19 protein-coding genes, 1 tRNA gene, 2 rRNA genes and 1 pseudogene are annotated in these 24982 nt (G+C 65.8%); 22 read left to right on the top strand and 1 reads right to left on the bottom strand.

The window, feature by feature from the left end:
• The first annotated feature begins 41 nt into the window (after positions 1 to 41).
• The 12 genes from MAY35_RS23265 (at position 42) to xerD (ending at position 16045) form a co-directional block, all read left to right on the top strand.
• Positions 42 to 3578, top strand: a 23S ribosomal RNA gene (locus MAY35_RS23265).
• Between the two features lie 107 nt (positions 3579 to 3685).
• Positions 3686 to 3802: ribosomal RNA gene (rrf, locus tag MAY35_RS05375) — 5S ribosomal RNA — on the top strand.
• A 129-nt stretch (positions 3803 to 3931) separates the two neighbouring features.
• A complete protein-coding gene (locus tag MAY35_RS05370) occupies positions 3932 to 6190 on the top strand; it encodes an HAD-IIA family hydrolase (protein WP_238419786.1) in 2259 nt (752 codons plus the stop codon).
• Between the two features lie 11 nt (positions 6191 to 6201).
• A complete protein-coding gene (locus tag MAY35_RS05365) occupies positions 6202 to 6504 on the top strand; it encodes a hypothetical protein (RefSeq protein WP_238419785.1) in 303 nt (100 codons plus the stop codon).
• A 49-nt stretch (positions 6505 to 6553) separates the two neighbouring features.
• On the top strand, positions 6554 to 7501 hold the full coding sequence (locus tag MAY35_RS05360) for a TlyA family RNA methyltransferase (RefSeq protein WP_238419819.1): 948 nt from the start codon (positions 6554 to 6556) through the stop codon (positions 7499 to 7501).
• A 56-nt stretch (positions 7502 to 7557) separates the two neighbouring features.
• On the top strand, positions 7558 to 8574 hold the full coding sequence (locus MAY35_RS05355; protein WP_238419784.1) for an NAD kinase: 1017 nt from the start codon (positions 7558 to 7560) through the stop codon (positions 8572 to 8574).
• Positions 8575 to 8576: 2 nt separating this feature from the next.
• Entirely contained in the window at positions 8577 to 10331 is a 1755-nt protein-coding gene (recN, locus tag MAY35_RS05350) for a DNA repair protein RecN (RefSeq protein ID WP_238419783.1), read from the top strand.
• 100 nt (positions 10332 to 10431) lie between these two features.
• Positions 10432 to 11619, top strand: a complete 1188-nt coding sequence (gene steA / locus MAY35_RS05345) for a putative cytokinetic ring protein SteA (RefSeq protein WP_238419782.1) — start codon at positions 10432 to 10434, stop codon at positions 11617 to 11619.
• A gap of 3 nt (positions 11620 to 11622) precedes the next feature.
• Positions 11623 to 12573, top strand: a complete 951-nt coding sequence (locus MAY35_RS05340) for a copper transporter (protein ID WP_238419781.1) — start codon at positions 11623 to 11625, stop codon at positions 12571 to 12573.
• Between the two features lie 129 nt (positions 12574 to 12702).
• Positions 12703 to 14505, top strand: coding sequence for a CTP synthase (locus tag MAY35_RS05335; protein ID WP_238419779.1), 1803 nt, complete (start codon positions 12703 to 12705; stop codon positions 14503 to 14505).
• Positions 14506 to 14510: 5 nt separating this feature from the next.
• Positions 14511 to 15131, top strand: a complete 621-nt coding sequence (locus MAY35_RS05330; protein WP_238419777.1) for an NUDIX hydrolase — start codon at positions 14511 to 14513, stop codon at positions 15129 to 15131.
• Positions 15128 to 16045 carry a site-specific tyrosine recombinase XerD gene (gene xerD / locus MAY35_RS05325; protein WP_238419818.1) on the top strand — a complete coding sequence of 306 codons (918 nt, stop codon included), beginning with the start codon at positions 15128 to 15130 and terminating at the stop codon, positions 16043 to 16045. Before MAY35_RS05330 ends, xerD begins: the two co-directional genes overlap by 4 nt.
• 50 nt (positions 16046 to 16095) lie before the next feature.
• Here xerD and MAY35_RS05320 read toward each other — a convergent pair whose 3' ends face one another.
• A complete protein-coding gene (locus tag MAY35_RS05320; RefSeq protein WP_238419776.1) occupies positions 16096 to 16284 on the bottom strand; it encodes a hypothetical protein in 189 nt (62 codons plus the stop codon).
• On the opposite strand from MAY35_RS05320, the gene MAY35_RS05315 reads away from it, so the two are divergent.
• The 10 genes and pseudogenes from MAY35_RS05315 to MAY35_RS23425 all read left to right on the top strand — a co-directional run.
• Positions 16277 to 17224, top strand: coding sequence for a ParA family protein (locus tag MAY35_RS05315; protein ID WP_238419774.1), 948 nt, complete (start codon positions 16277 to 16279; stop codon positions 17222 to 17224). The genes MAY35_RS05320 and MAY35_RS05315 overlap by 8 nt on opposite strands.
• A gap of 110 nt (positions 17225 to 17334) precedes the next feature.
• Positions 17335 to 18183 (top strand): ScpA family protein, encoded by an 849-nt coding sequence (locus MAY35_RS05310; RefSeq protein WP_374237922.1) that lies wholly within the window; start codon positions 17335 to 17337, stop codon positions 18181 to 18183.
• A complete protein-coding gene (scpB, locus tag MAY35_RS05305; RefSeq protein WP_238419771.1) occupies positions 18180 to 18998 on the top strand; it encodes an SMC-Scp complex subunit ScpB in 819 nt (272 codons plus the stop codon). Before MAY35_RS05310 ends, scpB begins: the two co-directional genes overlap by 4 nt.
• Positions 18999 to 19004: 6 nt before the next feature.
• Entirely contained in the window at positions 19005 to 19937 is a 933-nt protein-coding gene (locus MAY35_RS05300; RefSeq protein WP_238419770.1) for a pseudouridine synthase, read from the top strand.
• Positions 19934 to 20647, top strand: a complete 714-nt coding sequence (gene cmk, locus MAY35_RS05295) for a (d)CMP kinase (protein ID WP_238419769.1) — start codon at positions 19934 to 19936, stop codon at positions 20645 to 20647. Before MAY35_RS05300 ends, cmk begins: the two co-directional genes overlap by 4 nt.
• A complete protein-coding gene (gene der, locus MAY35_RS05290; RefSeq protein WP_238419768.1) occupies positions 20644 to 22086 on the top strand; it encodes a ribosome biogenesis GTPase Der in 1443 nt (480 codons plus the stop codon). Before cmk ends, der begins: the two co-directional genes overlap by 4 nt.
• 116 nt (positions 22087 to 22202) lie before the next feature.
• Positions 22203 to 22466: a GlsB/YeaQ/YmgE family stress response membrane protein gene (locus MAY35_RS05285; protein ID WP_238419767.1), complete on the top strand. Its 264-nt coding sequence runs from the start codon at positions 22203 to 22205 to the stop codon at positions 22464 to 22466.
• A 148-nt stretch (positions 22467 to 22614) separates the two neighbouring features.
• Positions 22615 to 22688 (top strand) — tRNA-Pro (locus MAY35_RS05280).
• 189 nt (positions 22689 to 22877) lie between these two features.
• Positions 22878 to 23489, top strand: coding sequence for a hypothetical protein (locus MAY35_RS05275; protein WP_238419766.1), 612 nt, complete (start codon positions 22878 to 22880; stop codon positions 23487 to 23489).
• A gap of 124 nt (positions 23490 to 23613) precedes the next feature.
• Positions 23614 to 24978, top strand: a pseudogene (locus tag MAY35_RS23425) (AAA family ATPase); the annotation flags it as partial.
• Positions 24979 to 24982: the final 4 nt, after the last annotated feature.

The following is a 24982-nucleotide window of genomic DNA, read 5'->3' as shown; positions in this document are numbered from 1 at the left end:
CCTTGTGGGGTTGGTGGGGTGGGGGTTGTTTGTAGGTGTTGTTGTAAGTGTGTAAGGGCGTTCGGTGGATGCCTTGGTACCAGGAGCCGATGAAGGACGTGGTAGGCCGCGATAGTCCTCGGGGAGTTGTCAAACGAGCTGTGATCCGAGGGTGTCCGAATGGGGAAACCCAGCACGAGTGATGTCGTGTTACCACCAGCTGAATGTATAGGCTGTGTGGGGGGAACGTGGGGAAGTGAAACATCTCAGTACCCATAGGAAGAGAAAACAATTGTGATTCCGTGAGTAGTGGCGAGCGAAAGCGGAGGAGGCTAAACCATGCGCATGTGTAACCGGGTAGGGGTTGTGTGTGTGGGGTTGTGGGGTTCATCTTCTTCCATCTACCTGTGGAAGCGTGAGTCAGAAAACTGTGTGTTAGGTGAAGTGGCCTGGAATGGTCTGCCGTAGTCGGTGAGAGTCCGGTAGCTGAAAACACATGGTCTTGCGTGATGTTCTCCCAAGTAGCAGCGGGCTCGTGGAATCTGCTGTGAATCTGCCGGGACCACCCGGTAAGCCTGAATACTTCCTGGTGACCGATAGCGGACAAGTACCGTGAGGGAAAGGTGAAAAGTACCCCGGGAGGGGAGTGAAATAGTACCTGAAACCGGACGCTTACAATCCGTCARAGCCTGTGAGTCCTTGTGGCTGCGGGTGATGGCGTGCCTTTTGAAGAATGAGCCTGCGAGTTAGTGCTCGGTGGCGAGGTTAACCCGTGTGGGGTAGCCGTAGCGAAAGCGAGTCTGAATAGGGCGTTTGAGTCGCCGGGTCTAGACCCGAAGCGGAGTGATCTACCCATGGCCAGGGTGAAGCGTCGGTAAGACGTCGTGGAGGCCCGAACCCACTTCAGTTGAAAATGGAGGGGATGAGTTGTGGGTAGGGGTGAAAGGNACCTGTGGAAGCGTGAGTCAGAAAACTGTGTGTTAGGTGAAGTGGCCTGGAATGGTCTGCCGTAGTCGGTGAGAGTCCGGTAGCTGAAAACACATGGTCTTGCGTGATGTTCTCCCAAGTAGCAGCGGGCTCGTGGAATCTGCTGTGAATCTGCCGGGACCACCCGGTAAGCCTGAATACTTCCTGGTGACCGATAGCGGACAAGTACCGTGAGGGAAAGGTGAAAAGTACCCCGGGAGGGGAGTGAAATAGTACCTGAAACCGGACGCTTACAATCCGTCAAAGCCTGYGAGTCCTTGTGGCTGCGGGTGATGGCGTGCCTTTTGAAGAATGAGCCTGCGAGTTAGTGCTCGGTGGCGAGGTTAACCCGTGTGGGGTAGCCGTAGCGAAAGCGAGTCTGAATAGGGCGTTTGAGTCGCCGGGTCTAGACCCGAAGCGGAGTGATCTACCCATGGCCAGGGTGAAGCGTCGGTAAGACGTCGTGGAGGCCCGAACCCACTTCAGTTGAAAATGGAGGGGATGAGTTGTGGGTAGGGGTGAAAGGCCAATCAAACTCCGTGATAGCTGGTTCTCCCCGAAATGCATTTAGGTGCAGCGTCACATGTTTCTTACTGGAGGTAGAGCTACTGGATGGCCGATGGGCCCCACAGGGTTACTGACGTCAGCCAAACTCCGAATGCCGGTAAGTGAGAGTGTGGCAGTGAGACTGCGGGCGATAAGGTTCGTAGTCGAGAGGGAAACAGCCCAGATCGCCGGCTAAGGCCCCTAAGCGTGTACTAAGTGGAAAAGGATGTGGGGTCGCGAAGACAACCAGGAGGTTGGCTTAGAAGCAGCCACCCTTGAAAGAGTGCGTAATAGCTCACTGGTCAAGTGATCCTGCGCCGACAATGTAGCGGGGCTCAAGTACACCGCCGAAGCCGCGGCACTCACACAATAGCCCGTTSRYTKTYTACGGAKRGYSAACCAGGTGTGTGGGTGGGTAGGGGAGCGTCCTGCATCCGTGGAAGCGCCGGAGTGATCCAGGTGTGGAGGGTGTGGGAGTGAGAATGCAGGCATGAGTAGCGAAAGCAGAGTGAGAAACTCTGCCGCCGAATGACCAAGGGTTCCTGGGCCAGGCTAATCCGCCCAGGGTGAGTCGGGACCTAAGGCGAGGCCGACAGGCGTAGTCGATGGACAACGGGTTGATATTCCCGTACCCGTGTATCCGCGCCCATGCTGAATCAGTTGTACTAACCATCCTGATCCTCCGGGAGCACCTTCGGGTGCCGAGTGGGGTGATGCATGGGACCTTGGCTGGTAGTAGGCAAGCGATGGGGTGACGCAGGAAGGTAGTGGGGCCAGTCAGTGGTTGTACTGGTGTAAGCCTGTAGGGCGAGCGATAGGCAAATCCGTCGTTCAYRWAGCCTGAGAGGTGATGCGTAGCCGTTGCGGTGAATTCCATGATCCTATGCTGCCGAGAAAAGCCTCTAGTGAGTTGGTACACGGCCCGTACCCCAAACCAACACAGGTGGTCAGGTAGAGAATACTAAGGCGATCGAGAGAACTGTGGTTAAGGAACTCGGCAAAATGCCCCCGTAACTTCGGGAGAAGGGGGACCCATCCTGGTGACGRSAYTTRCTSYCTGAGCTGGTGTGGGTCGCAGAGACCAGAGAGAAGCGACTGTTTACTAAAAACACAGGTCCGTGCGAAGTCGTAAGACGATGTATACGGACTGACGCCTGCCCGGTGCTGGAAGGTTAAGAGGACCGGTTAGTTCCTTCGGGAGCGAAGCTGAGAATTTAAGCCCCAGTAAACGGCGGTGGTAACTATAACCATCCTAAGGTAGCGAAATTCCTTGTCGGGTAAGTTCCGACCTGCACGAATGGCGTAACGACTTCTCTGCTGTCTCAACCACAGACTCGGCGAAATTGCAGTACGAGTAAAGATGCTCGTTACGCGCGGCAGGACGAAAAGACCCCGGGACCTTCACTATAGCTTGGTATTGGTGTTCGGTTCGGTTTGTGTAGGATAGGTGGGAGACTGTGAAGTGGGCACGCCAGTGTTCATGGAGTCGTTGTTGAAATACCACTCTGATCGTATTGGACTTCTAACCTCGGACCCTGATCGGGTTCAGGGACAGTGCCTGGTGGGTAGTTTAACTGGGGCGGTTGCCTCCTAAAAGGTAACGGAGGCGCCCAAAGGTTCCCTCAGCCTGGTTGGCAATCAGGTGTTGAGTGTAAGTGCACAAGGGAGCTTGACTGTGAGACGTACATGTCGAGCAGGGACGAAAGTCGGGACTAGTGATCCGGCACCGGCAAGTGGAAGCGGTGTCGCTCAACGGATAAAAGGTACCCCGGGGATAACAGGCTGATCTTCCCCAAGAGTCCATATCGACGGGATGGTTTGGCACCTCGATGTCGGCTCGTCGCATCCTGGGGCTGGAGTAGGTCCCAAGGGTTGGGCTGTTCGCCCATTAAAGCGGCACGCGAGCTGGGTTTAGAACGTCGTGAGACAGTTCGGTCTCTATCCGCCGCGCGCGTAAGAAACTTGAGGAAACCTGTCCCTAGTACGAGAGGACCGGGACGGACGAACCTCTGGTGTGGATAGGCCAGAACTGTACGCACAGCAATGTGTTCAGGTGACTGGTACTAATCGGCCGAGGACTTACCAACAACACCCACACACCCAAAACCTTTTGGTGTGTTCGCATCCACTATGTACTTCTGAAACAACACACAACAAACAAACACGATTGTTGTGTGACTGTGTTTCATAAAGTTACGGCGGCCATAGCGGAGGGGAAACGCCCGGCCCCATTCCGAACCCGGAAGCTAAGCCCTCCAGCGCCAATGGTACTGCACCCTAACCAGTGTGGGAGAGTAGGACACCGCCGAACACAATTTCAGAAGGGCCCCGTATTCGATGAATTCTTTTCGTCGAATACGGGGCTTTTCTCATGTTCCGGTCACGTTCGACGTCCGGAGCAGCGTTATCCAGAGAAGTTCAAGGGCATAGATTGGCAGCTATGAGTGATCGGGATCGTCCGCGTCGTGAGGGACGTGGCCAGCGGGACGCACGTGGACAACGCGATGGTGGTCAGCGCGATGGTGGCCGGGGTGGACGCCCCGATCGTCGTGCGGGGGACCGCGGCGGCGATCGCGGCAGTCGACAGCCCGGGCCGGCCATCCCCGACACCGTCGCGGCGTCCGATCTGGATCCAGAGGTCCGTCGGGATCTGCTGACGCTCGACAAGGCGAACGCGGAGATCGTCGCGCGGCATCTGGTCATGGTGTCGCAGCTGCTCCTCGAGGACCCGGTCCAGGCCCTCGAGCATGCGCGCGCCGCTCGTGCTCGTGCCTCGCGTGTCGGTGTCGTGCGGGAGACCGCGGGTATCGCCGCCTACAACGCCGGCGAGTGGCAGGAGTCGGCCACCGAGCTCCGCGCCGCCAAGCGCATCACGGGCAATTCGGCCTTGCTGCCGCTCATCGCGGATTGCGAGCGTGGACTCGGCCGGCCCGAGCGGGCCGTCGAGATCGCTCGGGGCGACGAGGGCCGCGCGTTGACCGGCGAGGATGCCACCGAGATGCGGATCGTCGAAGCAGGCGCGCGTATCGATCTCGGCGAGCCGGAGAAGGCCGTCGTCACCCTGCAGGCCGAGAATCTCAAGCCCGGTCAGGTGGGCACCGGACCGGCCCGTCTCTTCTACGCCTATGCATCCGCGCTCGAGGCCGCCGGCCGCCGCGATGACGCGGTGACCTGGTACATGAACGCCGCATCCGCGGATGAAGACGACGTGACCGACGCGGAGTTCCGCCTGATCGAGCTGGCGAACGACGACCAGCCTTCGGCGCCCGAGCCGTCGACGACCGTCGAGGTCGTCGAGCCGGTCGCCGATCCGGGAACCGCACTGGCCGACCCGGCGACCGAGAACATCGAAGCGGTGGAGGGAACCGCGGACCTGTCGGCGACCTCGAGCTACGTCGAGGACGATCCCAGCGATCTGGTCGATCCCGCCGATGTCTCCGCGGCGGATTCGGACGCGGCGGATTCGGACGCGGCTGATTCGGACGAGGCGGAGCCGGACCCGGCGGAATCGGACGAGGCCGTCACCGCCATCGTCGAAGGTGTTCCGAATCCGATCGCCGCAATGGAGGATTCGGCCGCCGAGGTCGGCTCGTCGACTGTCGAACCCGAGGCGGCCGACCACCAAGCGGTGCGTTCCCAGACCGCGGAACCTGAGGCGCGGGACGAGCCGCTCCCGTCGGATGACTCGGACCGGGTGGCGCTCGCCGATCGGTTCGACGCTCTGCTCCTCGATCTCGACGGCACGGTGTTCGCCGGCCACCGCGCGTTGCCGCATGCGGTCGACACTCTGGAGCGCCTGACTCTGCCGCGGTTCTTCGTGACGAACAACGCGAGCCGTCGCCCGACCGAGGTGGCCGCTCATCTCCGCGAGCTCGGGTTCGAGGCCACCGAGGACCTCGTCGTGACGAGTGCGCAGTCCGGTGCACGCCTGCTGTCGGAGCATCTCGAACCCGGATCGCGCGCGCTGGTCATCGGTACCGACGGGCTGGCGCAAGAGGTGCGCGAAGTGGGTGTCGGGGTGACCCGCAGCGCCGACGATCGCCCGGCCGCGGTCATCCAGGGACACTCACCGGACACCGGGTGGGCACAACTGTCCGAGGCGGCACTGGCCATCCGTGCGGGCGCGCTGTGGGTGGCGACGAACATCGATGCCACCCTGCCCTCCGAACGGGGCCTACTCGTCGGCAACGGTTCGATGGTCGCTGCCCTGCGCAACGCCACGGGCAAGGAGCCGTTGGTCGCGGGCAAGCCTGCGGCGCCGCTCATGGCCGATGCCATCGCGCGAGCACGTGCCAGTGCACCGCTCGTCGTCGGTGATCGTCTGGACACGGACATCGAGGGTGCACACGCGGTCGGCATCGAGAGTGCCCTGGTCCTCACCGGGGTCAGCACGGTCGTCGACCTGCTCGGTGCGGCACCGGAGCAGCGTCCGACCTTCGTGATCGACGACCTCGCCGGTCTGTTCGATGACATCGATGCGGTGCGCGTCGGCGAACAGCCCGGTTGGGACATCACCGTGGACGGCTCGACCGTGACCGTCCGCGGATCGGGTGACGAGATCGGTCTCGTCCCCGCACTGGCAGCTGCCGCCTGGGCGGCGGTCGACGCCGGGAACGCAGACCCCGCGGAACTCCATGTGGCCGCAGACGTGGCGGCGAGGTCGAAGCTCACGTCGCTGGGTGTCGCAGTCGTCGGCTAGCGTGGTGCACGATGAGCCAGCCGACCGATCACATGTCAGCGAACCGAACGCCGACGCCCGGCCCGCCCCGTCCCACACCCGGGGCGATGCCGCGTCGCCAGTTCGACCCGGTTGGCGACGATCTCGGCGCCGATGCACAGCTGGAAGTACCTGACGTCGAGGCCGAGGTCGCTGATCTGGTTTCCCAGGTCGATGCCGTCCGCGAGTCCGTCGGCGACACGTTCTCCCTCGCGGCGCTCGAACGCCAGGCGACCCTGCTCGAACAGGCACACGACGCGCTGACCACGGCGCTCGATGCCGTCGACCGCCGATGAACGGCGTCGCGTCCTCGCCCATCACGGTCACTCCGGAGCGTTCCTGATCATGGCGACAAGAGCTCGTCTCGATGCCGAACTCGTGCGCCGTGGACTCGCACGGTCACGTGAACAGGCACGCGACCTCGTCGACGCCGGCGCGGTGAAGGTGAACGGAACCGTCGCGGCCAAAGCGGCGACCGGCGTCACCCGGGACACCCCGATCGTCGTCGATGAAGCGCCGAAGGACGATTGGGCGTCGCGCGGTGCGCACAAACTACTCGGCGCGCTCGACGCGTTCGAACCACAGGGCCTTTCCGTCGAGGGACGCCGGTGCCTGGACGCCGGAGCGTCGACCGGCGGATTCACCGATGTCCTGCTCCGGCGGGGAGTGCGCGAAGTCGTGGCCGCCGACGTCGGATACGGCCAACTGATCTGGCGGCTGCAGAACGACGACCGGGTGCACGTACACGACCGCACCAACGTCCGCCATCTGGAGCCCGAGCTCATCGGCGGACCCGTCGACGTCGTGGTCGCCGACCTGTCGTTCATCTCCCTCGCGCTCGTGCTGCCGGCCTTGGCGAGATGCTGCGCTCCCGGCGCCGACCTGCTCCCGATGGTCAAGCCGCAGTTCGAGGTCGGCAAAGACCGTGTGGGATCCGGTGGCGTCGTCCGAGATCCCGCGCTGCGCGCCGAGGCCGTGCTGGACGTCGCCACCGAGGCGGCCGCACTGGGCCTGAGGACCCGGGGAGTGGTGGCCAGTCCGCTGCCCGGCCCGTCGGGCAACGTCGAGTTCTTCCTGTGGCTGAGGAAAGAGCCGGGCCACCGGGCGGGCGTCGAGTCGGTGCAGAGCGATAGGGTCGATCGATCGGACTCGCGCGCCGCGGATCCCGTCGACGAATCCCCCGAGCGCGAGCGAGATGATCAATCACGTCGCGACGCACAACACGAGCGAGACCGACACACTGCCGAACTGCGGGCGATGATCGAGCGGGCGGTCGCCGACGGTCCGCGCTGACCGACCGAACCGGCGGCGTCACACCGCACACCGAATTCTTGATGGAGGGAACCCCAGTGGCCGACGAATCGGTACCGGAGTCCGGCGGTACCCGCGAGTTCCTGGTGGTCGCGCACACCGGTCGCGAGAACGTTCTCGAGACCATCGAGGCCATCGCCCGGCACTGTGCCGCCGCGGGGGTGGCATTGCGCGTGGTCGATCACGACACGCTGGATCGCGACGCGGACCACGATGTGCTCTACCGCAACACCGAGGACGCGGCGCCTCAACCGCGCAACGTGCCGGTCGACCGGGAGTACCTGCGGTCGCTGGGCGCGGTCGTCGAGGTCACGACCGCGGAGTCCGCGTCGGCCGACGGTTGTGAACTCGTCATCGTGCTCGGCGGTGATGGCACCTTCCTGCGCGCCGCCGAGCTCGCGTGCCCGGCGGAGGTCCCGGTCCTCGGCATCAACCTCGGACACATCGGGTTCCTGGCCGAGGCCGAGGCGCACCGGGTCGATGCGGTGATGGCTCAGCTGATCGCCCGCGACTATCGCATCGAACCGCGGATGACACTCGATGTCGCCATCGTCGACCCGGCAGACCCCGACCCGCCGACGGCGTGCAGCTGGGCCCTCAACGAGGTGGCGATCCTGAACACGAGCAAGAACGGCGTCCTCGAGCTCGTGACCGAGGTCGACGGTCGGCCGGTCTCGGCGTTCGGTGCCGACGGCGTCCTGGTGTCCACCCCGACCGGGTCGACGGCCTACGCGTTCTCCGCGGGCGGCCCCGTCATGTGGCCGGACCTCGAGGCGATCCTGGTGGTCCCCAACAACGCGCACGCGCTGTTCGCCCGGCCGATGGTCACGAGCCCACGCTCGCGGATCGCGGTGGAAGTGGACAAGAACGGACGGTCCGCACTGGCATTGTGCGACGGGCGCAGGGCCCTCGAGGTGCCCGCCGGAGCCCGCGTCGAGGTCGTGCGCAGCGAACGGTCGGTGCGCTGGATTCGCATCGACTCCGATCCGTTCGCCGACCGACTCGTCACCAAGTTCGCCCTCCCGGTCACGGGATGGCGAGGGAGGCAGGCATAACGGTGCTCGAAGAGATCTCGATCACCGGGCTCGGTGTCATCGAGGAGGCGCAAGCGCGCTTCCACCCCGGTTTCACCGTGCTGACCGGTGAGACGGGCGCAGGCAAGACGATGATCGTCACGAGCCTCCATCTGTTGTCGGGGGCACGGGCCGACGCGACGAGGGTGCGCACGGGCAGCTCGAAGGCGGTCGTCGAAGGCAGGTTCCGACTCGCGGGTGCCGAGGGTGCGCCGAGGGATCAGGCCATCGCCGAGATCCTGGACTCGGCCGGCGCCGAACTCGACGACGACGACACCGTCATCGCGGTCCGGTCGGTCAGTGCTGACGGGCGTTCGCGGGCCCATCTGGGCGGCCGGTCGGTTCCGGTCGGCGTCATGGGCCAGCTCACCACCGCGGTCCTGGCCATTCACGGGCAGAACGACCAACTCCGACTGTTGCGGCCCGAGCACCAGCGCGCAGCACTCGACACCTTCGCCGGTCCCAAGGCGGCCTCGGCGCTCGAGACCTATCGCAAGGCGAGATCGGCCTGGATCGAGGTGCTCGACGAGCTCGACGCGCGGCGGGCCAACTATCGGGAGATCGCCCAGGAAGCCGACCGTCTGCGCTTCGGTATCGACGAGATCGCGGCGGTCGAGCCGGTTCCCGGCGAGGACGAGGAATTGACCTCGACCATCCGCAGACTGTCCGACCTGGAGTCCATCCGGGGTGCAGCCGATCAGGCCCACACCATAGTCGCGGGCGATTCGGGGTCGTCGGTGATCGAGGGACTGGGTGCCGTGCGCACGCTTCTCGAGACCGCGGCCGATGACACCCTGCGAGACCTCGTCCCGCGGGTCGCCGAAGCCCTCACGGTCATCACCGACGTCGGGGCCGAACTGACCGCGTTCACCTCGGGTCTACCCGCCGACGCCGATGAGCTCGACAAGTTGCTCGCCCGCCAGGCCGAACTGAAGACGCTGGTGCGCAAGTACGCACCCGACGTCGATGGCGTGATCGACTGGCGGCGCAAGGCAGAGGCCCGCCTCGCCGAGATCGAGGACCCGCGGGCGTCCATCGAAGAGCTCGAGACCGCGGCCGAAGCCGCTCGCGACAAGGTGGAGTCCGCGGCCGGCAAACTGCACACCTTGCGTGCCAAGGCGGCCAAGTCGATGGCGGACAAGGTCTCGCGGGAGCTGAAGGGCCTGGCCATGGGTGACTCCGCGCTGGCGGTTGCGGTGAACCCCGACCTGGCCTCACCCGACGACAGGCTGACCATCACCGTCGAGGGTGACAAGGTCCACGCAGGCGCCGACGGCGCGGACAAGGTCGAGTTCGCTCTCGTCGCACATCCCGGTGCGACGCCGCTGCCGATCGCGAAATCGGCGTCCGGCGGCGAGCTCTCGCGCGTGATGCTGGCGCTGGAAGTCGTGCTCGCCGCGCCCACCTCCGGTTCCGTGATGGTCTTCGACGAGGTCGATGCCGGGGTCGGCGGACGGGCTGCCGTCGAGATCGGCAAGCGGTTGTCGAGGCTGGCGCGGGCACACCAGGTCATCGTCGTCACGCATCTGCCGCAGGTCGCGGCGTTCGCCGACAACCACCTCGTCATCGGGAAGAGCAAGAAGGGTGCGCTGGTCACCAGCAGCGTGCGGACACTCGACCGCGACGAGCGCGTCGCCGAACTCGCACGCATGTTGGCGGGGCTGGGGGAGTCCGACACCGGACGCGCCCACGCCGAAGAGCTCCTCGCGACCGCGGAGGCCGAGCGCGCCGAACACTGACCGGTAGTCACTGAGGCAGGTGGTACCTGTGTGACAAAAGTTGCTGCTGTTACGGCGCGCCTCCCCGGTTGCCACGCGCGTTCGGCCGATCATGGCCGTCATGAAGATGCCTGCACTGCTCGCGCGTAACACCGAAGAACTGCCTGGCGTGACCGGTATCGCCAGAATCGACAAGAACACCAAACGGCTCCTGAACCGGGTCGGCCCGGGCGACATCGTCATTCTCGACGAGGTCGATCTCGACCGTGTCACCGCCGATGCCCTCGTCGAGGCGAATGTGGTGGCCGTCGTCAATGCCTCCCGTTCGATCACCGGCCGTTACCCGAACCTGGGCCCGGAGGTCCTGGTCGCCTCGGGCATCGTCCTGCTCGACGACGTGGGTCCGGAGATCTTCAAACGCGTCAAGGACGGGGCCAAGGTCCGCGTCAACGACGACCGTCTGTTCGTGGGCGAGCGCCGCCTGGCCCTCGGTACCGAACTCGACGAGCGCGACATCGCAGACATCATGATCGGCGCGAAGGCAGGGCTCGTCGATCATCTGGAGGCGTTCTCGGGCAACACGATCGAGTTCATCCGTAGCGAATCACCGTTGCTGATCGACGGTGTGGGTGTCCCGGAGATCGACGTCGACGTGGCCGGCCGCCACGTCGTCATCGTCGGAGAGGGTGCTGATCGCGCCGCCGACCTGCGGTCGTTGAAGCCGTTCATCAAGGAGTATCAACCCGTCATGGTCGGCGTGGGGACCGGCGCGGACACCCTGATGAAGGCCGGTTACAAGCCGTCGATCATCGTCGGTGACCCGGAGAACCTGAAGACCGCAACGCTCAAATCGGGTGCGCAGCTGGTACTCCCGGCCGACACCGATGGACACGCGAGTGGTCTGGAACGCATCCAGGACCTCGGCATCGGCGCCACGACCTTCCCCGCGGCGGGTTCGGCCGGGGACCTCGCGCTACTGCTGACCGACTACCACGGCGCCGACCTCATCGTCACGGTTGGCTACCCCGGATCGCTCGACGACTTCTTCGACCGGTCCCGCCGGGAGAGCAACCCGTCGATGTTCCTGACCCGGCTGAAGGTGGGGCAGAAGCTCGTCGACGCCAAGGCCGTGGCGACTCTGTACCGCAGCCGGGTGTCGGGCGCCGCGATCGCATGCGTGGTCCTCGCCGCCCTGGTGGCCGTGATCGCCGCACTGATGCTGTCCAACGCCGGCACCGACATCACCGACTGGATCGTGATGCAGTGGAATGCCCTGCTCGACTGGGCACGAGAGGTCTGGAACCGGTAGCCGATGATCTCGCTTCGACAACACGCGATCTCACTGGTCGCAGTCTTCTTGGCCCTGGCGCTGGGGTTGTTCCTCGGGTCGGGATTCGTCGGCGACCGCGTCAATTCGATGACCGGAACCAGCCGCGACCGCATCGGTGATCTCGAGGACGAACGCGACGATCTCAACGCCAAGCTCAACGCTTCCAACAGCTTCGACCTCGCCATCACCCCACGGCTGATCGCGAACAAGCTCCGCGGGCAGTCGGTACTGGTGGTGACCGCACCGAACGCGGCCGAGGCCGACGTCGACGCGGTCAAGGAGTCGATCTCGGGTGCAGGTGCCCGCTTCGGCGGTCAGATCGCACTGACCGACGCGCTGCTGACCGACGCCAAATCCGAGGAACTGCGAACCATCGTCGACCAGACCATCTCACCCGGCACGATGCTGCGGGCAGAACTGACCGACTCCGGCGGACGGGTCGGAGATCTTCTTGGTGCGCTCGTGCTGTCGAACGAGACGGCACGGCCGGCATCGTCGGGTGACCGACGGACCGGGCTGGGGACGCTTCGTGACGGTGGGTTCATCGACTACGCCGACAACGCGATCACGCCCACCGACCTGGTGGTCGTGGTGACCGGCGACGAGTTCGACGCCGACTCGGGTGCCCAGGGCGCCCTGGTGGGACGGTTCTCGGCCGCGATGGCCGCGCGTGGAGTGGGTGGCGTTCTCGTGGGACGAACCGGGTCCGCGGTCGGCGGATCCCCGATCGCCATCGTGCGTTCGGATCCGTCGCTCGCCAACGCCGTGTCCACCGTGGACAATATCGATCAGCCGACCGGTCTCATCACCACGATCCTGGCGCTGGCCGCCGAGAAGGACGGGACGACGGGGTCGTACGGCACCGGGCCGGGCGCGACGGCCATCACCGTCGGCGCGACAACCGAACCCGCCCCACCCCGACCCGCCGCCTGAGTGGTGAGTGAGTACCGCCACGCCGTCGCGCGGTGTGGCGGTACAGCGGTACGGCCCGGTGGTGTTACCCTGGAGTCCCGTAGGTAATCAGGGCATCGGCCCCGATTCGGCCGACGGGAGACACTTCTTTTGCGACCACTTCGCCATGTACATGACACCAAGCACATCTTTGTGACCGGTGGTGTCGCCTCTTCGCTGGGCAAGGGCCTCACGGCCTCCAGCTTGGGGCAGCTTCTCACCGCGCGGGGCCTCCGGGTCACCATGCAGAAGCTCGACCCCTATCTGAATGTCGATCCCGGCACGATGAACCCCTTCCAGCACGGAGAGGTGTTCGTCACCGAGGACGGCGCCGAGACCGACCTCGACGTCGGGCATTACGAACGATTCCTGGACCGCAACCTGTCGCAGTCGGCGAATGTGACCACCGGACAGGTCTATTCGACGGTCATCGCCAAGGAACGCCGCGGTGAGTACCTGGGGGAGACCGTTCAGGTCATCCCGCACATCACCGACGAACTCAAGGCGCGCGTGCTGGCCATGGGCGAGCCCGACGCCGACGGCGAGGTCCCGGATGTGGTCATCACCGAGATCGGCGGCACGGTCGGCGACATCGAGTCGCTGCCGTTCATCGAGGCCGCGCGTCAGGTGCGCCACGATGTCGGGCGCGACAACGTCTTCTTCCTGCATGTCTCGCTGGTGCCGTACCTCGCGCCGTCGGGCGAGCTGAAGACCAAGCCGACCCAGCACTCCGTCGCCGCGTTGCGCAACGTGGGCATCCAGCCCGACGCGCTCATCCTGCGCTGCGATCGCGACGTCCCGGAGGGGCTGAAGAAGAAGATCGCCCTGATGTGCGACGTCGAACTCGACGGCGTGATCTCCACCCCCGACGCGCCGTCGATCTACGACATCCCGAAGGTGCTGCACAGCGAGCATCTCGATGCCTACGTGGTGCGCAAGCTCGGACTCCCGTTCCGCGACGTCGACTGGACGGTGTGGGGCGAACTCCTGCGCCGCGTGCACGAACCGCGCGAGACCGTGCGTGTCGCATTGGTCGGCAAGTACGTCGACCTGCCCGACGCCTACCTGTCGGTCACCGAGGCGATCCGCGCCGGCGGGTTCGCGTGGAAGGCGCGCACCGAGATCAAGTGGGTCCCGTCCGACGATTGTCAGACGCCCGCCGGCGCGCAGGCCGCGCTCGGCGACGTCGACGCGATCCTCATCCCGGGTGGTTTCGGCATCCGCGGCATCGAGGGCAAGGTGGGCGCGATCTCCTACGCCCGACGTCGTGGCATCCCTCTCCTCGGACTCTGTCTCGGACTGCAGTGCGTGGTCATCGAGGCGGCTCGTTCGGTCGGGCTCGACGAGGCGAGCTCCACGGAATTCGACCCGGACACACCGCATCCCGTGATCTCGACCATGGCCGATCAGGCCGACGCCGTCGCAGGCGAAGCCGACCTGGGCGGCACGATGCGCCTGGGCGCCTACGACGCCGTCCTCAAGGCCGGTTCGGTGGTCGCCGAGGCCTACGGCGGTCGCGAGGTGTCCGAGCGTCACCGGCACCGCTTCGAGGTCAACAACGCCTATCGCGACAAGATCGCCGACTCCGGACTCGTGTTCTCCGGAACATCACCCGACGGGCACCTCGTCGAATTCGTCGAGTACCCCAAGTCGGTGCATCCGTATCTCGTCGCGACGCAGGCGCACCCGGAGCTCAAGAGCCGTCCGACACGCCCGCATCCGCTGTTCCGCTCGTTCATCGAGGCCGCTCTGAAATACAAAGCAGCCGAACGGCTTCCGGTGGATCTCGGAGACGACTACGAGTCGAACGACGCGCCGGCAGATGCCGTGGCCGCGGTCAACGCGGTGACCGTCGAACCGGTTGCGGGTCTCGACGACGCCGCGGCCCTCGGCCAGAGCGCCGGCAAGGACTGACCGGGTTGGCACACGACTTCGAGGTCAAGGGTTCCCGCACCGTCTACGACGGGGCGATCATCGCGCTGCGACTCGACGACGTCGAGATGCCCGGGGGGCGCGTTGCCGAACGGGAAGTGGTCGAACACTTCGGTGCGGTGGCGATCCTGGCCCGCGACGACGCCGGGCGCGTCGCGATGGTGCGCCAGTACCGGCACCCCGTCGGACGACGCCTTCTGGAGTTGCCGGCCGGGTTGCTGGACCAGGCGGACGAGGAACCGTTGGTCGCTGCGCAGCGCGAGCTCGCCGAAGAAGCCGACCTCGCGGCCGACTCGTGGCACGTCCTCGTCGACCTCGCGCTGTCACCGGGGTTCACCGACGAGGCGTTGCGGCTGTATCTCGCGGAGGGTCTGCATCACCTCGACGAGGCGGAACGCGTCGACGAGGAGGCCGACATGTCGGTCGAGTGGGTTCCACTCGACGACGCCGTCGCGAAGGTGCTGTCCGGCGAGATCGTCAATGCCACCAGCGTCGCGGGCATCCTGGCCGCGGCCACCGCGAAGCACACCGCCGTCGAACTGCGGGAGGTCGACGCGCCGTGGCAGGACGAACCGACCGCACTCCGGGATCGACACCGGAAGTCGTGACCCTCGCCGCCGACATCTCGCGCTACCTCGACCATCTGACGGTGGAGCGGGGTGCGGCGGCCAACACCGTGTCGTCGTATCGGCGGGACCTCGACAGGTACCGCCGATACCTCGACGCACGTGGCATCACCGCGTTGAGCGAGGTAACCGAGGAGGACGTCCGCGAGTTCCTCGTCGAGTTGCGGCGCGGCGACCCCGAGGCCGGTGTCGCTCCGCTCGCGGACAGTTCGACCGCGCGGACTCTGGTCGCGACCAGGCGTTTCCACAAGTTCGCCGTCGACGAGGGGATCGTCGCCACCGATGTTGCGCACGAGGTGCGGCCGCCTCGAGCGGCCCGTCGGCTGCCCAAGTCGCTGCCCGTCGACGAGGTGCTGGCAATCCTCGACGCCGCCGGGGCCGACGATCATCCGCGCGGACTGCGCGACCGCGCCCTGCTGGAGTTCCTCTACAGCTGCGGGGCGCGGATCTCCGAGGCGACATCGCTGGACGTCGACGACCTCGATCGGGACGTGCGGGCCGTGCGACTGCGGGGCAAGGGCGGCAAGGAACGGCTGGTGCCGCTGGGTGGTCCCGCCATCGACGCACTCGACGCATATCTCGTGCGTGGCCGGCCCGCGCTCGTGGCGCGGTCGACCCCCGCCCTCTTCCTCAACGCCCGCGGCGGTCGGCTGTCTCGGCAGAGCGCATGGCAGGTACTCGTGACCGCGGCCGAACGGGCAGGGCTCGACAAGGCCGTGTCGCCGCACACGCTCCGGCACAGTTTCGCGACACACCTGCTCGACGGCGGTGCCGACGTCCGGGTGGTCCAGGAGTTGTTGGGGCACGCGTCGGTCACTACGACGCAGGTCTACACGCTGGTGACGGTGAACACGATGCGCGAGGTGTACGCCGTCGCGCATCCGCGCGCACGCTGACCATCGAACCGTCACGGGCGCGCCGACGCCGGGATGACCGGGCAGATGTCCTAGGCTGATACGAAGCCCGGCTGCCGACGGACAGTCCGGCACGAACACAACACGGCGTCGTCGTCGAACATCGGCTCTCGAACGGCGATGTCGTCGAGCAGGATGTCGTCGAGCAGGATGTCACCGAGCAGGACGTCACCGAGCAGGACGGCATCGAACAGCGAAGGGAGCGGCGGACACGTGACCACTCCGAGCGCACCGCGGTCTGGCGCACGTCCGGGGGATCAGTACAGCATCCAGGTGTCGCCCGGTAAGGACACCGAAGAGCCAGAGCACGAGGTCGACGAGATCGGCCCCACCGGTCGGCCGTATCGCGATGTCCCCGAACCTGCTCCGCTCGACCGTCACGGACCCGCCACCGTCATCGCGGTCTGTAATCAGAAAGGTGGCGTCGGGAAGACGACGTCGACCATCAATCTCGGTGCGGCCCTTGCCGAATACGGCCGCCGGGTGCTGCTGGTCGACCTCGATCCCCAGGGCGCACTGTCCGCCGGTCTCGGTGTACCGCACCACGAATTGGAACAGACCGTCTACAACCTGCTGGTGCCGCCGCAGGTGGCCACCGACGAGGTGCTGATGCGCACGCGCGTCGAGGGGCTCGACCTGTTGCCCAGCAACATCGACCTCTCCGCGGCGGAGATCCAGCTCGTCACCGAGGTGGGTCGGGAGCAGTCGCTCGGTCGCGCACTGCATCCGGTGCTGGATCGCTACGACGTGGTGCTCATCGACTGTCAGCCGTCGCTGGGTCTGCTGACCGTGAACGCACTCGCCTGCTCCGACACGGTGCTCATCCCGATGGAGTGCGAGTACTTCAGCCTGCGTGGGCTGGCCCTGCTCACCGACACCATCAACAAGGTCCGCGACCGGCTCAATCCGCGTCTAGACCTCGGCGGAATTCTTGTGACGATGTTCGATGCCCGCACGCTGCATTCGCGAGAGGTGATGGCCCGGGTGGTCGAGGTGTTCGGTGACGCGGTGTACGACACCGTGATCGCTCGCACCGTCCGGTTCCCGGAGACGAGCGTGGCCGGCGAACCGATCACCTCCTGGGCGCCGCGGTCCGCGGGCGCCAAGGCGTACCGCGCCCTCGCGCGAGAGGTGATCGCGCGCAACGTCACACGCACGTGACGGTGGGTACGGACCAGGCGACAGCCGACTCGGTGGCCGAGGTCGGCCCGGAGGACGGCTCGGAGAAGGTCGCCACGGGGGAGGTCGCCGACGTCGACGGATCCGGTGTGGTGGGCTCCGCTGTTGAGGGCTCTGGGGCCGAGGAGTCTGCTGTTGAGGGGTCTGGGGCCGAGGCCGGCTTCCGCGTCAAACTGCGCAACTTCGAGGGCCCGTTCGACCTGCTGCTGAACCTGATCTCACAGCACAGGATGGACGTGACCGAGGTCGCGCTGCATGTGGTGACCGACGACTTCATCGCGTACACCCGTGAACTCGGCCCCGAGATGGGTCTCGATGCGACGACCGAATTCCTCGTCGTCGCAGCAACTCTGCTCGATCTGAAGGCGGCCCGGCTCCTGCCGTCCGGCGAGGTGGACGACCCAGAGGATCTCGCGCTCCTCGAAGCCCGCGACCTGCTGTTCGCCCGGCTGCTGCAGTACCGCGCCTACAAACAGGTCGCCGCACTGTTCGGAGAGCTCGAGGCCGCGGCCCTACAGCGCTACCCCCGAGCGGTGTCGTTGGAGAAGCGCTTCGAAGACCTGCTGCCAGAGGTCACGCTCGGGGTCGACGCCGCGGGTTTCGCCCAGGTCGCCGCCGCGGGACTGACCCCGCGGCCCGTACCCACCGTGGGCCTCGACCACCTGCACGACGTGCAGAAGGTGTCGGTGCCGGGGCAGGCTCGCCGGATGGCGGCGTTGCTCAGCGCCGAGCCGGGGCGGTGGCTCGACTTCCGCGAACTCACCGCCGCGTGCGAGAACGGCTTGGAGATCGTCGGCAGCTTCCTCGGTCTGCTCGAGTTGTTCCGCGAGCGGGCGGTCACCTTCGAACAACCAGTGGCACTCGAGGAGCTCGCCGTCATGTGGACCGGTGACCGCGACGCCGACGACCTGCGCATCGACAAGGCAGAGGACTACGGATGACAGCTGACGACGCAACGACAGAACTCGACCCCGACCTCGACGAGACGACGCCGGACACCGAGGCGCCGGATGCCGAGGCGCCGGATGCCGAGGCGCCGGATGCCGAGGCGGCCACGCTCGATCCGGGGCCGGCCGACGCCGAACAGACCACCCTGCACGGCGAGGGTGAGTACCTCGACGACGCCCGGCTGCGTTCGGCGTTGGAGGCGGTGCTGCTCGTCGTCGACACGCCGGTGTCCACCGACGAACTGGCCACCGCGGTCGACCAGGACCGAACACGGGTCCGGGAGACGCTGAACGAGATGTCGTCGCAGCTCACGGCGTCCGGTAGTGGCATCGACCTGCGGTTCGCCGGCGACGGATGGCGCTTCTACACTCGTGCGGACTTCGCGCCGTATGTCGAACGCCTGCTGCTCGACGGGGCCCGGTCCAAGCTGACGCGCGCGGCGCTGGAGACGCTTGCCGTCATCGCCTATCGGCAGCCGGTCACGCGTGCGCGGGTCAGCGCCATCCGCGGCGTCAACGTCGACGGGGTGATCCGCACACTGGTGGCGCGTGGCCTCATCAGCGAGGTGGGCAACGACCCGACGACCAACGCCACCACCTACGCGACGACCGAGCTGTTCCTGGAGCGACTCGGGCTCGCCTCGCTCGGCGACCTGCCCGACCTGGCGCCCCTGCTACCCGATGTGGACCTGATCGACGACCTCGACGAAGAGTTGCTGGCGGATCCCCGATTCGCCAAACTGTCGTCCCAACCGTCAGACTCGAAGGAACTGATCATCGACGGTGGTAACACCGACACAGAGAACTGAGAGAACATGGCATCCGCTGGCCGAGATGGCTCACCGGGAAAGCGCCGTAAGGGCGGGCCCGCACAACAACCGCGAACGAAGAAAACCCATCGCAAGGGATCGTCGAAACCCGACGCCGAGGTGGGCAAGATCCGGCTGAACAACGCCCGGCCGGCACGTCACCAGGCACCACCGTCCGACTCGGGTTCGGGTGCGGCCTACGTCGAGGACGGCGTCCGCCTGCAGAAGGTGCTTGCGCAGGCCGGCGTGGCCTCCCGCCGAGGAGCCGAAGAACTCATCGCCGCGGGACGTGTGGAGGTCGACGGCGAGATCGTCACCGAGCAGGGACTCCGCATCGACCCCGACACCGCGATCATCCGCGTCGACGGGGCGCGCGTCATCATGGACGAGACGCGGCAGTACCTCGCGTTCAACAAGCCCAAGGGCTGGCAGTCGACGATGTCCGACGACCAGGGCCGGCCGTGTGTCGGTGACGTGGTGGCCGAGCGCGTGATGGCCGGACAACGACTGTTCCACGTCGGTCGCCTGGACGCCGACACCGAGGGTCTGCTGCTGCTGACCAACGACGGTGAGCTCGCCCACCGGTTGATGCACCCGTCGTTCGAGGTGCCGAAGACCTACCTGGCCACCCTCAAGGGCGAGGTCCCCCGCGGTATCGCTCGCCGGATGCGCGAAGGCGTCGAACTCGACGACGGCCCGGTGACGGTCGACAAGTTCACCGTCATCGAGGTGCACGAGGGACAGTCCCTGGTCCGCATCACCCTGCACGAGGGCCGCAACCGCGTGGTCCGCCGCATGATGGACGAGGTGGGTTTTCCGGTCGTGAAACTCGTTCGGACACATGTGGGTTCGGTGTCGCTCGGTGAGCAGCGGCAGGGCAGCCTCCGCGTGCTCGGCAACGACGAGGTCGGTGCGCTGTACAAGGCGGTCGGCCTGTGACCCACAACGGTTCGGACTTCCCGGCGGGCGCGACCCACGTGGTGGCGATCGACGGACCGGCCGGGACCGGGAAGTCGTCGGTGTCCAAGCTCTTGGCGTCGAAGGTCGGCGCCAGCTACCTCGACACCGGTGCGATGTATCGCGCGGTGACCCTGGCGGTTCTCGATTCCGGCGTGGCGCTGGATGATCCGGCCGGTATCGCACGCATCGCGACCGATGTGGACATCGAGTTGGTTCCCGACGGAGACGGTTCGAAGGTGTTCCTCGGCGGGCGCGACGTCTCCGGGCCGATCCGTACCGAACACGTCACCAGCGCGGTGTCGGCGGTGTCCGCGGTTCCCGATGTGCGCACCAAACTGGTTGCGTTGCAACGTCAGAACGCACAGGGGCGGTTCGTGGTGGTCGAGGGACGAGACATCGGCACCGTGGTGTTCCCCGCCGCCGACGTCAAGATCTTCCTGACGGCGACGCCGGAGGCCCGTGCCGAACGGCGCCACAAGCAGAACCTGGCCGGAGGCCGGGACAGCGACTTCGACGCCGTGCTGGCCAGCGTGAACCGGCGCGACCACCTCGATTCGACACGTGCGGTCTCCCCGCTGCGCGCCGCCGACGACGCGATCGTCGTCGACACCAGTGACAAGACCCTCGCGGAGGTACTCGACGAACTGAGTGCTCTCGTGCAGGCCCGGATCGGAGCATCAGAACGGTGAGCGACAACTACGACGGAGACCTGACGGCCCTGCCCGGCGACGGGACATGGTCGGACGAATCCGATTGGCAGCTGACCGATGTCGGCGGCGCCGACGAGGCCGCCGGCGGCGAGCACATGCCGGTCGTGGCGATCGTGGGTCGCCCCAACGTGGGCAAATCCACTCTCGTCAACCGCATCCTGGGTCGACGCGAAGCCGTCGTCGAGGATGTCCCGGGCGTGACGCGCGACCGTGTGTCCTACGCCGCGATGTGGTCGGGGCGCCGCTTCACGGTCGTCGACACCGGTGGGTGGGAGCCGGACGCGAAGGGGCTGCAGCAAGCAGTCGCCGCGCAGGCCGAGCTCGCGATGCGTACCGCCGACGCCATCGTCGTCGTGGTCGACGCGACGGTCGGTGCCACCGCGACCGACGAAGCCGTCGCCCGCGTGCTGAGGCGCTCCAAGACGCCGGTGATCCTGTGCGCGAACAAGGTCGACAGCGAACGTCTGGAGTCGGACACGGCCTCGCTGTGGTCACTCGGACTCGGCGAGCCGTATCCGGTGTCGGCAGCACACGGTCGGGGAGCGGGCGACCTGCTCGACATCATCCTCGATCGACTGCCCGAGACGCCCCGCGAGGCGGCGCCGACCCTGGGCGGTCCGCGCCGGGTCGCGCTCGTCGGCAAGCCCAACGTCGGCAAGAGCTCGCTGCTGAACAAGCTGACCGGCACCGAACGGTCCGTCGTCGACAATGTCGCCGGGACCACCGTCGACCCGGTGGACGAACTCGTCGAACTCGGCGGGCGGACATGGCATTTCGTCGACACCGCCGGACTGCGCCGGAAGGTGCGCACCGCGAGCGGCCACGAGTACTACGCGTCACTGCGGACGCGGTCCGCGCTCGACGCGGCCGAGGTCGCGATCCTGCTGATCGACGCCTCCGAGCCGATCACCGAGCAGGACCTGCGAGTGCTGTCGCTCATCATCGAGAGCGGCCGGGCACTCGTGATCGCGTTCAACAAGTGGGATCTCGTCGACGAGGATCGCCGGTACCAGCTGGACAAGGAGATCGACCGGGAGCTGGCGCGCGTGCCGTGGGCGCGGCGCGTCAACATCTCGGCGTCGACCGGTCGCGCCGTGCAGAAGCTGGTGCCCGCCCTGGAATCCGCGCTCGACTCGTGGGACAAGCGGATCTCGACCGGCCCGCTGAACAACTGGCTCAAGGACGTCATCGCCGCCAACCCGCCGCCCCTGCGTGGTGGTCGTCAGCCGCGGGTGATGTTCGCGACCCAGGCGTCGGTGCGGCCGCCGACCTTCGTGCTGTTCACCACGGGCTTCCTCGAGGCCGGTTACCGCCGCTTCCTCGAGCGGCGCCTGCGCGAGGAGTTCAACTTCGACGGTTCGCCGGTGCGCATCAACGTCCGCGTCCGCGACAAGCGAGAGCAGCGCCGCAAGCGCTGAGCCGCCGCTCGAACAGATTCACCCTGAATGGACACGTCCACCACCGCGCAGGTGGTGGGCGTGTCCATCTGTGGTGTTTCTGAGTCTGCGAGACCGTCCCCGGGCTACTGTGGCTCGTGCTCATCTTGGCAATCATCGTGTTCGGCATGGTCATCGGCGCTCTGGCTCAGATCCTTCTCGGCGGCAAGAACCTTCGGACCGTCGACTGGGGTCTTGCCCTCGTCGCCGGGATCGTCGGCTCGTTCGTCGGCGGACTGCTCATCAGCCTGATCTCCGGCGACGGCCTCGAACTGCGCCCCAGCGGCATCATCGGTTCGCTCGTGGGTGCAGTCCTGGTCACCGCCGGCTGGATCATGCTAAAGAAGCGGTCGGCGGTCTGAGCCCTGCGCAGATGTAGCAGAACGTGTCGGTAGGCGACACGATCCGCGACATCTGAGCGGTGCACCGAAACACCGGCTGACCAGCCGATTGGTTCCCGACCGTGCTCGTCGGCTAGGCTTTACATCGCTCCGCTTGAGCAGGGAGCAGCGGGCTGTGGCGCAGTTTGGTAGCGCACTTGACTGGGGGTCAAGTGGTCGCAGGTTCAAATCCTGTCAGCCCGACAGAGTGTGCAGTTCAGAGCGGTTCCGGATCAACCCGGGGCCGCTCTTTTCTATCTCGGGAGAGGCTTCCAGTCACGAGACGTCACTCGCCGCCGGTGCATATGCAAAAGAGTTGCACGTCCAGCGTGTACTTGCCGTCGGCGGCATTCGGTCGCTCCCGCCATCGTGGTCGATGAGAAACGAGTTCCGATGAAACCTTTCACCCTCCTGCCGCGTGCCAAGTCCGCAGTAGTCGCTGGCACTGTTGCCGCAGTGATAGCGGGCGCGATATCGCTGGGTGTGCCGGCGGCGACGGCAGCGCCCATGATCCCGAACACCGGTTCGTCCGGTGGATCGTCGGGCGCCGAAGACGCCCCGTCGGTCGGGGAAGCCAGGGTTTCGCGTTTGCTGACGACCGAGTTCGACCCAGGGCCGCGACCGGTGAAGTGGACGGTTTCAGTCACACCAGACGATACAGAGGACAGGTGGGTTCCAGGGCGTCAATGTGTCAATGACCGCACCGGCGCTTTCCAATACACGCGCGACAGGCCCGATCAAGATTCGGTGCGACCTACACCCTCCGGCAGGACTGACGAGTTGTGGATGCTGGCGAGTCAGTCGTTCTTCGTGGACGACTGCTACAGAAGGGACTCCATCCAGACTTGGAAAGTCACCATAGACGCGCAGATGGTGAACCCATCCGGTGAACTCGGCCCAAAAAAGGCAGACTATGCAGAGACCATCCAGTTCGTGTATCGAAACGGGAGGCTGGATCCGCTGGGCAACATCACCATCAAGAGGTTCTATCCCTTCCCCTTCTAGGTTCTTGGGAGCCGAGACGCTCGCATCTGACCGGTTGCTGCGCTTGAGTAGGATCACGCTGTTTCATGGCGTTTATGGAGTCCATGGGCATTCCAGCTAGACCCACCGATCGCCGCGGCATCGTATGTTCGGAGTGCCTGGTGATGGCGTGATCCGCGGTTACACTTCGGCAGTGAGAGTCCAGGAATCGGACGTCGTGATCCGTCTCGCCGGGCATCTGACCGTGACGGCCGACGAACGCGAGATCGATCCGCGGGTGGTGGGCGGTCCCCGGTGCGCTGAAGTACTGGCGTTCGTGGCCGTCCACCGTCACCGCGACATTCCTCTCGACGAACTGGCCGAGATAGTCTGGCGCACGCAACGTCCGCCGACGTGGAAGTCGGCGCTGAGGGTGTCGCTGTCACGTGTGCGTGACACGTTACGGCAAGCCGGTTTACCCACAGAATGGCTCCGTTCACGCAACGGCAGTGTGCGCCTGACTCTGCCGGTGCCGTTGTGTACCGACCTCGAACTCGCGGATCATTGTGTCGATGCCGCACGCAATGATGCAGAACGCTCGCTCGCGCATACTGAGCGGGCCTTGCGCTTGCTCTCGGCCCCTCCTCTGTGCGGCATCAACGGTTCATGGGCTGATGACGTACGTGCGGACGCCACACTCGCGAGGATACGAGCCCTCGAAATAGATGCCGAACAGGCGTTGCGGGCCGAAGACCCTGCACGCACAGTCGATTCTGCGCACACATTGATCGGACTGGATCCGCTGCGCGAGAACGCGTATCGACTGGCCATACGCGGGCATATCGCAGAAGGCGAACGCGGACACGCTTTGACCATCGCCGCCCGATGTCGGCAGGTCCTGGCCGACGAGCTGGGCTCGGCGCCGTCGGAAGAGACCGACGCGTTGTATCGCACACTCCTTCACGAAGGCGCCGCCACGACCAGAGTCGAGTTCGCGGTGCCGTCGGACGGACGTCGTCCGGGGGTCATCGAACGCGGGCCCGAACTGACGGTCATCGCCGATGCGACGAAGCGTGCGGCGCATGGTGTCGGTCAGTTCGTTGCGGTCGTCGGCGAAGCCGGTACCGGAAAGACGAGTGTGATCATCGACGCGATGGACCGCGCGAGAAGGTCCGGTGCCACGGTCCTGTTCGGCCGGTGCAGCGAGGAAGCTGYGATCCCGTTCGAGCCGTTCGTCGAGGCGATCGGCCGCGAGATCGACGAGTGTGGACCCACCAGGGCCCGACGACGACTGACTGCGGTGGGACCCGCCCTCCGGCGGCTCGTTCCGAGCGCTGCACGCGTTTTCGGCGAGACGACGACCGCAGCGGCCACCGACGATGACAGGGCAGAAATCATGTCTGCGGTGTCGGAGTGGCTTGTCGCGACCGATCGAACGTCACCCGTCGTGATGGTCCTGGACGACCTGCACTGGGCCTCGCAGGCGACAACCGACGTGCTGCGGTACGTCATACACTCGTCCGAGTCCGCACCCG

Origin of the sequence: Gordonia sp. 'Campus' (assembly GCF_022206305.1) — a bacterium.
Lineage (GTDB): Bacteria > Actinomycetota > Actinomycetes > Mycobacteriales > Mycobacteriaceae > Gordonia.
This window is presented reverse-complemented; position numbering and strand designations above follow the sequence as displayed.

What these genes read in the sequence shown, in the direction of transcription:
- MAY35_RS05370 (WP_238419786.1), top strand. Translation starts at nt 3,932, where the DNA reads ATGAGTGATCGGGATCGTCCGCGTCGTGAGGGACGTGGCCAGCGGGAC.
- MAY35_RS05365 (WP_238419785.1), top strand. Translation starts at nt 6,202, where the DNA reads ATGAGCCAGCCGACCGATCACATGTCAGCGAACCGAACGCCGACGCCC.
- MAY35_RS05360 (WP_238419819.1), top strand. Translation starts at nt 6,554, where the DNA reads ATGGCGACAAGAGCTCGTCTCGATGCCGAACTCGTGCGCCGTGGACTC.
- steA (WP_238419782.1), top strand. Translation starts at nt 10,432, where the DNA reads ATGAAGATGCCTGCACTGCTCGCGCGTAACACCGAAGAACTGCCTGGC.
- MAY35_RS05340 (WP_238419781.1), top strand. Translation starts at nt 11,623, where the DNA reads ATGATCTCGCTTCGACAACACGCGATCTCACTGGTCGCAGTCTTCTTG.
- scpB (WP_238419771.1), top strand. Translation starts at nt 18,180, where the DNA reads ATGACAGCTGACGACGCAACGACAGAACTCGACCCCGACCTCGACGAG.
- MAY35_RS05300 (WP_238419770.1), top strand. Translation starts at nt 19,005, where the DNA reads ATGGCATCCGCTGGCCGAGATGGCTCACCGGGAAAGCGCCGTAAGGGC.
- MAY35_RS05275 (WP_238419766.1), top strand. Translation starts at nt 22,878, where the DNA reads ATGAAACCTTTCACCCTCCTGCCGCGTGCCAAGTCCGCAGTAGTCGCT.